11 protein-coding genes and 1 pseudogene are annotated in these 11,643 nt (G+C 72.4%); 4 read left to right on the top strand and 8 right to left on the bottom strand.

The genetic code is table 11. From position 1 onward, the window contains the following. A pseudogene (locus HLB15_RS10870) lies at window positions 1–453 on the top strand (hypothetical protein); the annotation flags it as partial. A gap of 9 nt (window positions 454–462) precedes the next feature. Here the strand turns inward: HLB15_RS10870 and HLB15_RS10865 are convergent. The 5 genes from HLB15_RS10865 to HLB15_RS10845 form a co-directional block, all read right to left on the bottom strand. Further along, window positions 463–954, bottom strand: coding sequence for a nitroreductase/quinone reductase family protein (locus HLB15_RS10865; RefSeq protein WP_171105500.1), 492 nt, complete (start codon window positions 952–954; stop codon window positions 463–465). A gap of 96 nt (window positions 955–1,050) precedes the next feature. Further along, complete coding sequence (locus tag HLB15_RS10860; RefSeq protein ID WP_311979568.1) at window positions 1,051–1,824, bottom strand: endonuclease I family protein; 774 nt, start codon at window positions 1,822–1,824, stop codon at window positions 1,051–1,053. A gap of 183 nt (window positions 1,825–2,007) precedes the next feature. Next, on the bottom strand, window positions 2,008–2,856 hold the full coding sequence (locus tag HLB15_RS10855; protein WP_171105490.1) for a carbohydrate ABC transporter permease: 849 nt from the start codon (window positions 2,854–2,856) through the stop codon (window positions 2,008–2,010). Between the two features lie 2 nt (window positions 2,857–2,858). Then, entirely contained in the window at window positions 2,859–3,806 is a 948-nt protein-coding gene (locus tag HLB15_RS10850) for a carbohydrate ABC transporter permease (protein ID WP_171105487.1), read from the bottom strand. Beyond that, window positions 3,803–5,161 carry an ABC transporter substrate-binding protein gene (locus HLB15_RS10845; protein ID WP_171105485.1) on the bottom strand — a complete coding sequence of 453 codons (1,359 nt, stop codon included), beginning with the start codon at window positions 5,159–5,161 and terminating at the stop codon, window positions 3,803–3,805. Before HLB15_RS10845 ends, HLB15_RS10850 begins: the two co-directional genes overlap by 4 nt. A gap of 147 nt (window positions 5,162–5,308) precedes the next feature. On the opposite strand from HLB15_RS10845, the gene HLB15_RS10840 reads away from it, so the two are divergent. After that, a complete protein-coding gene (locus tag HLB15_RS10840) occupies window positions 5,309–6,244 on the top strand; it encodes a sugar-binding transcriptional regulator (protein WP_171105482.1) in 936 nt (311 codons plus the stop codon). On the opposite strand, the gene HLB15_RS10835 is transcribed toward HLB15_RS10840, so the two are convergent. Continuing rightward, window positions 6,229–7,743, bottom strand: coding sequence for a mannitol dehydrogenase family protein (locus tag HLB15_RS10835; RefSeq protein WP_171105481.1), 1,515 nt, complete (start codon window positions 7,741–7,743; stop codon window positions 6,229–6,231). The genes HLB15_RS10840 and HLB15_RS10835 overlap by 16 nt on opposite strands. 87 nt (window positions 7,744–7,830) lie before the next feature. Continuing rightward, on the bottom strand, window positions 7,831–8,694 hold the full coding sequence (locus tag HLB15_RS10830) for an SDR family NAD(P)-dependent oxidoreductase (protein WP_171105479.1): 864 nt from the start codon (window positions 8,692–8,694) through the stop codon (window positions 7,831–7,833). A gap of 59 nt (window positions 8,695–8,753) precedes the next feature. On the opposite strand from HLB15_RS10830, the gene HLB15_RS10825 reads away from it, so the two are divergent. Further along, window positions 8,754–9,419, top strand: coding sequence for a TetR/AcrR family transcriptional regulator (locus HLB15_RS10825; protein WP_171105470.1), 666 nt, complete (start codon window positions 8,754–8,756; stop codon window positions 9,417–9,419). Between the two features lie 5 nt (window positions 9,420–9,424). Here the strand turns inward: HLB15_RS10825 and HLB15_RS10820 are convergent, their stop codons facing one another. Continuing rightward, the gene (locus HLB15_RS10820) at window positions 9,425–10,378 is read right to left on the bottom strand and encodes a helix-turn-helix transcriptional regulator (protein WP_171105468.1); all 954 of its coding nucleotides are present in this window, start codon (window positions 10,376–10,378) and stop codon (window positions 9,425–9,427) included. A gap of 80 nt (window positions 10,379–10,458) precedes the next feature. On the opposite strand from HLB15_RS10820, the gene HLB15_RS10815 reads away from it, so the two are divergent. Next, complete coding sequence (locus HLB15_RS10815; protein WP_171105461.1) at window positions 10,459–11,607, top strand: epoxide hydrolase family protein; 1,149 nt, start codon at window positions 10,459–10,461, stop codon at window positions 11,605–11,607. The last annotated feature ends 36 nt before the right edge of the window (window positions 11,608–11,643 follow it).

Here is an 11,643-nt window from a genome sequence, read left to right as displayed (position 1 = left end):
GTCGCGGCGTCGGCGCTGCTCGCGGTCGGCGCCACGGGCGGTGTGCTGCTCGCCGACGTCCGCGAGCCGGACGTCCCGGTCGCCGCCGCGCCGTCGGACGCCGTCGCCCGGGCGCGCACGGTCCAGCTGCTCCCGGTGGGCGAGGTCGACATGCGCGCCGAGCTCGTCGTCACCCCCACCACCTGGGGTACGAGCCTGCGCTGGAGCTGCCACTACCCGCCGGAACCCGGCGACCGGCCGCCGGAGAGCGTCTACGTGCCGTCCGAGCCGATCACCTACGACCTCGTGCTCGTCTCCCGGGACGGCGCGCGCACGGTCGCGGGCACGTGGTCGTGGTCGGGCGGCGCGACGATCGGCCTCGACGCGTCCTCCGCTCTCCCGCTGCGGGAGGTCGAGCGCATCGAGATCACGCTCGACGGGCAGGACGAGGCGCTGGCGTCCGCGACGCTCTGAGCGGCTGGGTCAGCGCGGCCGGTCCGGCTCGTACCGCGGCTCGAGCACGACCACGGGCGTCTCGGTCGACCGGTGCGCCGCGTGCGCGTCGACGTCGGGCTCCCGCTCGCGCCACGCGGCCCACAGGCGCTCCCGCTCGTGCCCGTGGGCCGCGCGCGCCCGCACGAGCCGCTCGCCGTCCGCGGTCGCCACGGTCGCGTCGGGGTGCACCTCGAGGTTGCGCCACCACGACGGGTGCCCCTCGGCCCACCCGTTCATCGCGAGCGTGACGAGGTTGGGCCCGTCCTCGACGTAGGCGACGATCACGCTGTGCTCCAGGCAGGTACGGCGGCCCGACGTCGTGAGCCGCATCATGCCCCAGCGGTCGGGCCGCGGACGGCGCAGGCCGAACCGCCCGCCGCTGAGCGCGTACAGCCTGCGGTGCACGACCCACGCCGTCCGGACGAACCAGCGCGGCGGCACGCGCGGTGCCCTGGTCTCGGACGTGCTCTCGCCAGTCATCGCGACCTCCGGCGTGCCCTCGCCCGCCGGACCCGCCGTGCGCGGCGGGCCGTGCGGACCTGCTGCCCCCAGCGTAGGGACGCAGCACGGGTCCCGTCACCCCCAGATGGCCTCCGCCCACTCGGGGTGGTCGACGAACGGGTTCCGGTTGTGCTGGAACTGCTCGTAGATGACCTCGTTGCGGCGCGCCTCGAACGAGGACACCGGGTCGGCCGCGTTCCACTCGAGCAGCGTGGAGAGCTTGCCGTGGAACGGCGCGGAGCCGTTGCCCACCGTGTCGCTCGGCTCGAGGTCGGCGAAGGAGTCCTCGCCCTCCCAGCGCACCGCCATGTAGAGGATCATGCGGGCGACGTCACCCTTGACCTCGTCGCGCGGCTCGAACGAGTCGGCGTCCGTGAAGTTGCCGGGCGCACCCGAGACCTCGCTGCCGCCGTCGTCGAAGTCCTTGTTGCCGCGGATGCTGTTGACCTGCACGTCCGTGGGGCGCAGGTGGTGCAGGTCGGTGCCCGGCCCGGTCGACGTGCCGAAGTCGCCGTGCGACTTGGCCCAGACGTGCTCCCGGTTCCAGTCCCCGACGTCGCCGCCGTTCAGCGACTTCGCCCGCGACTCGCCGCTGTAGAGCAGGATGACGTTGCCCGGGTTCGCCGGGTCCTCGTCCGTGGCCTTCAGCCCGTCCCACACCTGGCTGTACGACAGCGCGTCGGCGTCGCTGACGATGTCGTTGAGCTCCGCCTTGAGGGCCTCGCCCGCCAGGCCCTCCGCGCTGTCGTAGTAGCCGGCGGGGGCGTCGGACGCTCCCGGCGCCACGACGTCCTGTGCCGCGGCGCCCGGCGCCGCGAGCACCCCCGCCGTGACCGCCAGCGCGGACACCCCGCTCGCCCAAGCCCGTCCGAGACGTGTGCGCATCGTCGACCTCCGTGTCGCCCGGCCCACGGCCCCCGGCGGGCCACGGTGCCGGACCCACGCTCGCACGCGAGCCGGGCGAACTGAAGGTCCCTCAGTTAAATCTGGGTGAAATCTGTCTTCATCGGACGTTTTCACCATCGTGGCGGGTCACTTGATGGCCCCCATCGACAGACCGCGCACGAGCTGCTTCTGCGCCACCCAGCCGGCGATGATCACCGGCAGCGAGGCCAGGAGCGCCGCCGCGCACAGCCGGGCGAGGAACAGGCCCTCGCTGGTCATGGTCGACACGATGAGCACGGGCACCGTCGCGGCCCGCGACGCGGTGAGGTTGAGCGCGAAGAAGAACTCGTTCCACGCGAAGATCACGCAGATGAGCGCCGTCGCCGCGATGCCGGGCGCCACCATCGGCAGGAGCACCGACCGCATCGTGCGCATCAGCCCCGCGCCGTCGACCGACGCCGCCTCGAGCACCTCGCCGGGCACCTCGAGGAAGAACGACCGCATCATCCACACCGCGATCGGCAGGTTCATCGCGGTGTACAGGACCACGAGGGTCCAGATGTTGTCCAGGACCTTGAGCTGCCCCGCCACCACGTAGATCGGCACGATGACGGCGACGACGGGCAGCATCTTGGTCGAGATGAAGAAGAACAGCACGTCGCTGACCTTCTCCACCGGCCGGATCGACAGCGCGTACGCGGCGGGCACGCCGAGCAGCAGCACCAGCAGCGTGGACACGCCCGTCGCGATCGCGGAGTTGGCCACGTACGTGCCGCTGCCGCCCTCGATCACGGCGCGGAACTGGTCGAGCGTCGGCGAGAAGAACCACGTCGGGGGGTCGGACGCCGCCTGGTTCTCCTGCTTGAAGGCCGTGGCGGCCATCCAGGCCACGGGGAAGAAGAACGCGAGGGCCAGCAACCAGGTCAGCGTGGTCAGCACGCCGCCGGTCGCCCGGCCGCGGGCCGGGCGCAGCGAGGTTCGGGTATCGGCGGACATGCTCACTCCTTGACCTCGAAGCTGCGGAAGATGAGGCGCAGCGCGGCGGAGGCCACGATGATCGTGGCGATCACGACGACGACGCCCATGGCGGCGGCCTGCCCGATGTCGAACCCGAGGAACGCGCGCTGGTAGATGTAGAACGGCAGGTTGGCGCTGGCCGTGCCGGGCCCGCCCGCCGTCATGAGGTAGATCTGGTCGAACGTGTTGACCACGTAGATGACGCCGAGCAGCACGCCCAGCTCGATGTACCGGCGCAGGTGCGGCAGCGTGATCGAGGTGAAGGTGCGCCACGGCCCCGCGCCGTCGACCGACGCGGCCTCCAGCACGTCCTTCGGCTGGGCCTGCAGGCCGGCGAGCACGAGCAGCATCATGAACGGCGTCCACTGCCAGACCAGGGCCATGAGGATGGCGACGACCGGGAAGGTCGAGGTCCAGTCGACCGCCTCGATGCCCAGCAGCCCGATCGCCCAGTTGAGCAGGCCGTAGGTCGGGTTGAGCAGGGCGACCGACCAGAGCACGGAGCTGGCGACCGGCATGACGAGGAACGGCGTGATGAGCATGGTGCGCGCCACGCCGCGGCCCGCGAACGGCCGGTCGAGCAGCAGCGCCAGCACGATGCCGAGCACCATCGCGACCAGCACGCAGCCGAGCGTGATGACCACGGAGTTGAGCGCCGTCTGACGGAAGGTGGAGTCCGCGGCGATGTCGACGTAGTTGGCCAGGCCGACGAACAGGTCCTCGCCGGGCCGCAGCAGGTTCTGCGCGCGCAGCGAGTACCAGATCGTCACGAGGAACGGCAGCTGCGTGACGATGATCGTGAAGACGAGGGCGGGCAGCAGCGGCCCGCGGCGGCGCCAGCCCTCCGCGCGGCTCACGGCCCGCTCGGACGCCGCGGCGCGCGCGGCGCGGCGCGAGCCCTCCAGCCGGTCGATGGTCGAGGTGCTCATTGCTCCTCCTGGGCCCGATAGGTCTCGGCCACGGTGTCGGCGTAGCGCTGGGACTGTGCGATGGCCTCGTCGATCGTGACCTGGCCCGCGATCGCCGCGGACATCTGCTGGCCCACCCGCGTGCCGAGGTCCTGGAACTCGGGGATGCCGACGAACTGGATGCCCGGGTAGGGCACCGGGTGGGTCATCGCGGACTCCTGGGTGGCGCCGTTCATGGACTCGAGGGTCGCGTCGGCGTAGGCCTGCGACACCTCGGCATACTCGGGGATCTCGTACGTGGACAGGCGGCTGCCGGGCGGCACGCGCTCCCAGCCGATCTCCTCGCCCACCAGGCGCAGGTAGTCCTTGTCGGTCATCCAGGAGACGAAGTCCCAGGCGGCGTCCTTGTGCTCGCTCGTGGACGGGACGGCCAGCGACCACGAGTAGAGCCAGCCGGCCGACTCCGTGTCGGCGACGGGCGCCGGCGCGTAGCCGACCTTGCCCGCCACGGTCGACGACGCCGGGTCCTCGACGGTCGAGACCATCGACGTCGCGTCGTACCACATGGCCGACTGGCCCTGCGCGAACCGCGTGAGGCAGTCGCCGAAGCCCGACGTCGCGGCGCCCGGCTGGCCGTACTGCTGGACGGTGTCGATGTAGGTCTCCACGGCCTCGCGCGTCTCGGGCGAGTCGAGCGTGGCGTTCCAGTCCTCGTCGAACCAGCCGCCGCCGAACGTGTTGATCGCCGTGGTCATCGGGGCCATGACCTCGCCCCAGCCGGCCAGCCCGCGCAGGCAGATGCCGGAGAAGTCGTCCTCGGGCGCGTTCAGCTCGGCGGCCAGCTCGCGCACGTCGTCCCACGTCGGGTGCTCAGGCATCTCGAGCCCGGCCTCCTCGAAGAGGTCGGCGCGGTACGCGAGGAACGAGGACTCGCCGTAGAACGGCACGGAGTACATGTCGCCGTCGTACGAGAGGGCCTCGCGGACGCTGGGCACGAAGTCATCGGCGTCGTAGCCCTCCGTCTCGTCGATGTACGGCTGCAGGTTCTCGATCCAGCCGTTCTCGGCCCACATCGGCGTCTCGTAGTTGGAGATCATGACGACGTCGAACTCGCCGCCGCCGGTCGCCACGGACGCGGTGATCTTGGCCCGCGCCTCGTTCTCGGGGAGCGAGACGAAGCGGACGTCCACCCCCGGGTGCTCGGCCCGGAACTCGTCCTGCAGGGAGATCGCGTCCTGCATCTGCGGGTTGGAGACGATCGCGACGACGATCTGCTCTCCCTCACCGCCGCCCACGGCGCCCGCGCCGGCACAGCCGGACAGCGCCAGCGCCACGGCCGCCGTCGCGGCGGCCGGCGTCGCTCTCGGTCGGAACATCCTCGTCCTCTCCTCGACGCAGCCTCTCCGCCGCGCTCATCTGAGATTCATCCTCTGCTCATCTGCAATCCGCAGACTAGTTCGCTATGCTCAAGTGAGCAAGAGCCCGCGCTCAGCAGTGCTCGGCTCCGACCCCAGAGGACGCAGGTGACGCAGAACGACTCGAACCTCCTGGTCGAGGTGAGCACCGACTACTACATCGACGGCAAGTCGAAGGTCGAGATCGCCCGGGACCGCGGCATCTCCCGCTTCCAGGTCGCGCGCCTGCTCACGCAGGCGAAGGACCAGGGCATCGTGCGCATCGAGATCACGCCCCCGCGGGTCGACGGCGAGCGCGGCAGGCGCCTGGCCGAGCGGCTCGGCGTCCGCGAGGTGCTCGTCGCTGCCAGCGGCGACGACACCGTCACGACGCGCGAGAACCTCGCGACCGAGCTCGCGCACACGGCGCGGCGGCACATCACGGAGGGCTCGACCGTCGGCATCTCCTGGTCGCGCACCGTCGAGGCCGCCGTCCGGCACATCGGCAAGCTGCCGAGCTGCGACGTCGTCCAGCTCGTCGGCGCGCTGCCCGTCGAGGGCAGCGGCAACTCGCTCGGGCTGATCAACACGTTCGCCCAGATGCCGGGCGTGCGCACGTGGCCGGTCTGGTCCCCGCTCCTGGTGGCCGACGCCGCGACCGCCGCGGGCATGCGCAGGCAGCCGGAGATCGCCGACGCCCTGGCGCGGGCCGACCACCTCGACGTCGCGATCGTCGCGGTGGGCCACTGGTCCGAGCGCACCTCGACCGTGTTCCCGCAGATCAGCGTCGAGGAGCAGCAGGCGGCGACGGCAGCCGGCGCCGTCGCCGAATGCTCGGGCCGGCTGTTCGACGCCGTCGGCCGGCCGGTGCGCACGAGCCTCGACGAGCGGGTCGTCGGCGTCACGCTCGAGCAGCTCGCCGCGACCCCCGAGGTGATCGCGATCGGCTACGGCTCCGCCGTCGCGCCCGGGCTGGTGGCCGCCGTGCACGGCGGCGTCGCCACGACCCTGGTGATCGACGACGCCGCCGCCACGGCCCTCGAGGACCTCTACCGCGCCGACTGACCGCCCGTCCGCGCCACCAGGTCCTCGACCGTGGCGCGGGCGCCGCGCTCGTGCAGGGACGCGAGCGCCGCGGCGTAGGCGGCCGTGAACCGCTCGTCGTCGACCAGGTCGCCGAAGACCTCGCGGTCGCGCAGGAACGCCAGCGGGTCGTCACGCTGCGCGAGCGCCGCCTGGTGCAGGCGGTCGGCCAGCCGGTCGACGATCTCGATGGGCTCACCGGCCTCGTCCACGCCCTCGTCGTACCGGGCCCAGGAGGCGACCACCAGCGCCGCGTGCTCGATCGGTCCGCCGTGCTCGAGGTGGTGCCGGACCACGGGCAGCAGCCACTTCGGGATGCGGTCGGACGACTCGGCGCACAGCCGGGCGAGCGTGTCGGCGACGTGCGGGTTGGCGAACCGCTCCACCAGCGTGGCCTTGTAGGCGTCGAGGTCGATGCCGGGCACGGGCTCCAGCGTCGGCGTGCCCTCGCGGTCCATGTAGCCGCGCAGGAAGCGGGCGAAGACGTCCTGGCCCGCGACCTCGTGCGCGTACCGGTGCCCGGCCAGGTAGCCGACGTAGCACAGGGCCTGGTGGCTGGCGTTGAGCAGGCGCAGCTTCATCAGCTCGTACGGCTCGACGTCGGACACGACCTGCACGCCGGCGTCCTCGAACGGCGGGCGGCCCGTGGGGAAGGTGTCCTCGAGCGCCCACTGCTCGAACGGCTCGGCGACGACGGGCCACGCGTCGTCGATGCCGAACCGCTCGGCGACCATCGCGCGGTCGGCGTCGGTGGTGACGGGGGTGATGCGGTCGACCATCGAGCTCGGGAAGGCGACGTCGGCCTCGATCCAGTCGGCGAGGTCGGCGTCCTTGGCGCGCGCGAAGGTGGTGAACGCGCGCCGCGCGACCTCGCCGTTGCCCTGGATGTTGTCGCAGCTCATCACCGTGAACGGCGGCACACCACGGTCGCGGCGTCGGCGCAGGGCCTCGGTGACCAGCCCGAACGTCGTCGCGGGGACGGCGCCGTCGGCCAGGTCGGCGGCCACGCCCGGGTCCGTGAGATCGAACTCGCCCGTCACGTGGTGGATGTTGTACCCGCCCTCCGTGACGGTGAGGGAGACGATGCGCACCGCGGGCGACGCCATCTTCTCGAGCACGGCCTCCGGGTCGTCGGGCGCGAGGAGGTACTCGGTGATCGAGCCGATGACGCGCGCCCGCAGGGTGCCGTCGGGGTGCTTGAGCACGAGGGTGTAGAGCCCGTCCTGCGCGGCCAGGGCGTCCCGCATCCGCGCGTCGCCCGGCAGCACGCCGACGCCGCAGATCGCCCAGTCGCGGGCCTTGCCGTCGGCCATGAGGCGGTCGAGGTACATCGCCTGGTGGGCCCGGTGGAAGCCGCCCACGCCGAGGTGGACGATCCCCGTCGTGAGCCCGGACCGGTCGTAGGTGGGCACGGTGAGGTCCGCGCCCCGCGGCGCGGACCCCACCAGACCGTCCAGGGTCTTCTCGCTGAGTGCCGTCATCGTGCTGCTCCGCCGCCCTTCCGACTCCGGTTGAATCCTTCGTCAGGCTAACAGATGAGCAGATGAGCGGTCACAGATGAGCGTAGGTCACGCCGGGAGCCCGACCGGGAAGGGCTCGCCGAAGTCCGCGGACCGGCTCACGGCGCTCCACCGCTGGTCGGACTCCAGCAGCCGGCGGTCCTGAGCCACCGACATCTCGGTGGCGTTCACCCCGAGCGGGAGGTTGTCGGGCAGGTCGTCGTGCGCGGCGAGCGCGACGAGGATCTGCGCGGCGCGGTCCGGGTCGCCCGCGACGCCGGACTCCCCCTGCCGCAGCCGCGTGTTCATCGCACCGACGGTGGCCTCGTACTCCGGCGGCACCTCGGCCACGGACATGGACGAGCCCGCCCAGTCGGTGCGGAACCCGCTCGGCTCCACGACGAGCACCCGGACGCCGAACGGCGCGGCCTCGGTGCGGAGCACGCGGCTGAACCCGTCGATGGCGAACTTCGCCGCCTGGTAGGACCCGATGCCCGGCGAGCCGCCGACCCGGCCGCCCACCGAGGAGAACTGGATCACGAGGCCGCCGCCCTGCTCGCGGAGCAGCGGCACCGCCGCCTTGGACACGTGGTACACGCCCCAGAAGTTGGTCTCGAACTGCGTGCGGAAGTCGGCGTCGGGAGTGGTCTCGATCGGGCTGACGTTGGCGTAGCCCGCGTTGTTGACGATCACGTCGAGCCGCCCGAACCGGGTCGCGGCCTCGGCGAGCGCCGTACGGACGGCCTCCGGGTCGGTCACGTCGAGCCGGAGCGGGAGCACCCGGTGGCCGTACTCGGCCACGAGGTCGTCGAGCTGTTCGGGGCGCCGCGCCGTGGCGGCGACCCGGTGGCCGGCGGCGAGCGCCGCGCGGACGAGGGAGCGGCCGAAGCCGCGGGAGGAACCGGTGACGAACCATGCCTGTGTCTGCTGCATGGTTTTACTACAACACCGTTTCGCTAACTTGCGCAACCCCGTTGCGCTAAGATGTGACCATGCCGACACGCGAGTTCCAGCGGGCCCGGTCCCCCGAGGCCAAGCGTCTGCGCGAGGCCGCCATCCTGGACGCCGCGCGGCGGCTCGGCGCCGCGCGCGGCATCCGGCAGGTCACGCTCACCGACATCGCCGAGGCCGTGGGCATGCACAAGTCGGCGATGCTGCGGTACTTCGAGACGCGCGAGGAGATCTTCCTGCGGCTCACTGCGGAGGGCTGGCAGGACTGGGCGCCCGATCTCGCCCAGCACGTGCGCGCTCTCGAGCGGCCCGACGCCGACACGGTGGCCGCGGCCTTCGCGGCCTCGCTCGCCGGACGGCCGATGTTCTGCGACCTGCTCGCCCAGACGCCGCTCAACCTGGAGCGCAACGTCTCGACGGAGAAGGTCCGGGAGTTCAAGCTGACGACTCGCGACGGGCTCGGCGTCATCGTGCCCGCCGTCCGTGCGGCGCTGCCCGCCCTGACCGACGAGGACGGCGTCGACGCCGTCGCGACGGCCACCTCGCTGGCCGGCACGTTCTACCAGATCGCCACGCCCGGGCCGGACGTGGCCGAGCTCTACCGCTCCGACCCGCGGCTCGCGCACGCCCTGGTCGACGTCGAGCCGCAGCTGACCCGGATCCTCGCCTCGATGCTCCGCGGGCGGCTCGCCGAGCGCACCGGCTGAGGCGCTCAGGCCCCGGTCGCCGCCGCGTACCGCCGCGACAGCACGCCGAGGTGCTCCACCAGCCCGGGCGGGCCGTCGACCGAGAAGTCGAGCCCGAGCATGCCGATCCACACCGCCACCGTCTCGAGGCTGTCGCCGCCGGTGACGAGCACGCAGCTCGCCTCGTCGCGCGGCTCGACCGTGCCGACCGCCGGGTTGATGCGGGCCAGCACCACCTCGGCGGGCGCGCGCACGAGGACGCGGGCGTGCACGGCCCAGCCCGTCCGGGCCACCTCGCGGACCACGAACTCGGTCAGGTCGAACGGCGGCGGCGTGGGCACGAACCGCCGTCCGCCCGGGACGCGCAGCTCGAGCCAGTCGACTCGGAACGGCTGCCACTCCCCCGAGGCGACGTCACGCCCCACGAGGTACCAGCGCCGCTGCCACGCCACGAGCCGCACGGGCTCGACCTCGCGCGGCTGCTCGCCGCGGTACCAGAACCGCAGGCCCTGGTGGTCGCGGATCGCGGCGGCCAGCTCGGTGAGCAGCGCCGGGTCGACCGCCGGGTCCTCGACGTTGCTGCTGGTGTTCTCCGGACCCGCCGCCGTCGCGTCGCGCAGCGCGGCGACCTGACGGCGCAGCCGGTCGGGCAGCACGTGCTCGAGCTTGCCGAGCGCGCGGGCGCTGCTCTCCTCGATGCCGGCGACGGCCCCGGCGGCCCGCAGCCCCACCGCGATGGCCACGGCCTCCTCGTCGTCGAGCACGAGCGGCGGCAGCTTGCCGCCCACGCCGAGCCGGTAGCGACCGCCCGGCCCGCGCACCGCGTCGACCGGGTACCCGAGGTCGCGCAGGCGGGCGACGTCGTTGCGCACCGTGCGGTCGGTGACGTCGAGCCGCGCGGCGAGCTCGGCGCCGGACCAGTCCGCGCGCGACTGCAGCAGGCCCAGGAGGGCGAGCAGGCGACCCGCGGTGCCGGTCATCCAGGACTCCTTCGATCTTTCTCTGGTTCGCCGAGAATACAGGAAGGAACTGTTCCGGAACCCTCCGTAGTGTCGGAGACATGGACACCACGCAGAGCACCGACATCCGCCCCTTCCGCATCGCGATCCCGCAGGCCGACCTGGACGACCTGGCCGACCGCCTCGCCCGCACCCGCTTCGCGCCGGCCGCGCCCGGCGACTCCTGGGAGTACGGCACGCCCGAGTCCTACCTGCGGAACGCCGTCGAGCACTGGCGCACCGCGTTCGACTGGCGGGCCGTCGAGGAGCGGGCCAACGCCTACCCGCAGTTCCTCACCGAGATCGACGGCCAGACCGTGCACTTCCTGCACGTGCGGTCCGCCGAGCCGGGCGCACGGGCGCTCGTGCTGACCCACACCTACCCGGGCTCGTTCCTCGACTTCCTCGACATGATCGGCCCGCTCACCGACCCGGTCGCCCACGGCGGCCGCGCCGAGGACGCCTTCCACGTCGTCATCCCGTCGATCCCCGGCTTCGGCTTCAGCACCCCGCTGAGCGAGCCGGCCGACGGCGGCACCTGGACCATGGCGCGCGTCGCCCGCACGTGGGACACCCTCATGCGGCGGCTCGGCTACGAGTCCTACGGCACGCACGGCTCCGACGCGGGGACCCTGGTCGGCCGCGAGCTCGCGGTCCTCGACCCCGAGGGCTTCCTCGGCGCCCACGTGCTCCAGCTCTTCTCGTTCCCCTCGGGGGCGGAGGGCGAGATGGACGGGTTCGGCCCCAAGGAGTTCGCGGCGCTGCAGCACATGCAGTGGTTCCAGAGCGTCGGCGGGTACAACGCGATGAACGGCTCGCGACCCCAGACGATCGCCGCGGGGCTCAGCGACTCCCCCGTGGCCCTGCTGGCCTACAGCGAGCTGTTCGAGAGCTTCGGCAACGGCACGAGCCTCGTCTCGCTCGACCAGATCCTCGCCCAGGTCAGCCTCTACTGGCTCACCAACACCGCGGCCACGGCCGTGCGCTACCACCACACCGAGCTGCGCTCGGGCGCCGAGCCGGTGGTGAGCACGGGCCGCATCGGCGTCGCCGTCTTCGCGGACGACTTCCAGACCATCCGCTCCCTCGCCGAGCGCGACAACGCCCGCATCGAGCACTGGTCCGAGCACCCCGAGGGCGGCCACTACGCGGCGATGGAGGTGCCCGACGCCGTGGTCGACGACCTCCGCACCTTCTTCCGCACCGTCTGACCCCTCGCCGAGCGCTGGATCCTCGCCCTCCCGGTC

The sequence above is a fragment of the Promicromonospora citrea genome (genome assembly GCF_013004695.1).
In the GTDB taxonomy this organism is placed as follows: Bacteria; Actinomycetota; Actinomycetes; order Actinomycetales; family Cellulomonadaceae; genus Promicromonospora; species Promicromonospora citrea.
Note: the sequence above shows the minus strand (reverse complement) of the source record. Positions and strands in the feature narration are given on the sequence as shown.

Coding starts and splice junctions, on each gene's coding strand:
- HLB15_RS10865 (WP_171105500.1), bottom strand. CDS start 954: ATGACTGGCGAGAGCACGTCCGAGACCAGGGCACCGCGCGTGCCGCCG.
- HLB15_RS10855 (WP_171105490.1), bottom strand. CDS start 2,856: ATGTCCGCCGATACCCGAACCTCGCTGCGCCCGGCCCGCGGCCGGGCG.
- HLB15_RS10850 (WP_171105487.1), bottom strand. CDS start 3,806: ATGAGCACCTCGACCATCGACCGGCTGGAGGGCTCGCGCCGCGCCGCG.
- HLB15_RS10845 (WP_171105485.1), bottom strand. CDS start 5,161: ATGTTCCGACCGAGAGCGACGCCGGCCGCCGCGACGGCGGCCGTGGCG.
- HLB15_RS10835 (WP_171105481.1), bottom strand. CDS start 7,743: ATGACGGCACTCAGCGAGAAGACCCTGGACGGTCTGGTGGGGTCCGCG.
- HLB15_RS10830 (WP_171105479.1), bottom strand. CDS start 8,694: ATGCAGCAGACACAGGCATGGTTCGTCACCGGTTCCTCCCGCGGCTTC.
- HLB15_RS10825 (WP_171105470.1), top strand. CDS start 8,754: ATGCCGACACGCGAGTTCCAGCGGGCCCGGTCCCCCGAGGCCAAGCGT.
- HLB15_RS10820 (WP_171105468.1), bottom strand. CDS start 10,378: ATGACCGGCACCGCGGGTCGCCTGCTCGCCCTCCTGGGCCTGCTGCAG.
- HLB15_RS10815 (WP_171105461.1), top strand. CDS start 10,459: ATGGACACCACGCAGAGCACCGACATCCGCCCCTTCCGCATCGCGATC.